This window comes from Nocardiopsis lucentensis DSM 44048, from assembly GCF_000341125.1.
Lineage (GTDB): Bacteria > Actinomycetota > Actinomycetes > Streptosporangiales > Streptosporangiaceae > Nocardiopsis > Nocardiopsis lucentensis.
In genome coordinates this window covers 1-956 of the sequence record NZ_ANBC01000088.1, presented here as the reverse complement: position 1 = coordinate 956, position 956 = coordinate 1, and the positions used below count along the sequence as shown (strand labels likewise).

General features: G+C 72.7%; 2 protein-coding genes. Both read right to left on the bottom strand.

Going from position 1 to position 956, the window contains the following annotated elements; all coding sequences use genetic code 11:
• On the bottom strand, positions 1-279 hold a 279-nt coding region (locus tag D471_RS39960; RefSeq protein WP_206538912.1), incomplete at its 3' end, for a hypothetical protein.
• A 449-nt stretch (positions 280-728) separates the two neighbouring features.
• Positions 729-956, bottom strand: a 228-nt coding sequence (gene scpB / locus D471_RS0102755; RefSeq protein ID WP_040688048.1) for an SMC-Scp complex subunit ScpB, incomplete at its 5' end; no start/stop codon positions are given.

Sequence of the window (956 nt, the reverse complement as noted above, 5' to 3'; positions counted from 1 at the left end):
GCCCGCCGCGGTCCTGGCGGGCGCCACCGCGCCGGTCGCGGTCACCACCGTGGGAACGGCGGTCGTCGCGGCCGTGCGGACGCCGGTCACCGCGGTCGTCACGGCGCTGGAAGCCGCCGCGGTCACGGTCGTCACGACCCTGGGGCCGACGGTCACGGTCGTCACGACCGTACGAACGCCGGTCGTCGCGGCCGCGGAACCCCCCGCGGCCCCGGTCATCGCGCTGGCCCCCGCCGCGACGGTCGTCACGGCCGAACGAACGCCGGTCGTCACGGCCACGGAAGTCACGGTCGTCACGCGAGCCCCGGCCACGGAAGTCACGGTCGTCACGACCGTGCGGACGCCGGTCACCGCGGTCGTCACGGAACCCGCCGCGCCGCTCGCCGCGGTCGAAGGAACGGTCACGATCGTCCCGACCACGGAAACCCCCGCGGTCACGGTCGTCACGGCGCTGGAAGCCGCCGCGGTCACGGTCGTCACGACCCTGGGGCCGACGGTCACGGTCGTCACGACCGTACGAACGCCGGTCGTCGCGGCCGCGGAACCCTCCACGGTCGCGGTCCTCACGCCGGAAGGACCGGTCGCCTCCGCCTCGGAAGCCCCGGTCGTCACGGTCGCGCCGGTCACGGTCGCCCCGACCGTGGAAGTCTCGTCCGCCACGTCGGCGGTTGTCGTTGTTGTCGCCGCGCTCACCGCGCGGGGCGTCGTCCCGCGCACCGCGGGAACTGTCATTGGGTGTGCTCACCGGTGTCGTCTAGACCTTCGATGTCGTCGGGGAGGAACGGCGCCAGATCAGGCAGCTCGTCGAGGCCGCGCAGGCCCAGCCGTTCCAGGAAATAGGAGGTGGTCCGATACAGCAGCGCGCCGGATTCGGAGTCGTGTCCGGCCTCTTCGATCAGCCCCCTCAGTACGAGGGTACGCATAACTCCGTCGCAGTTGACACCGCGAACGGCGGA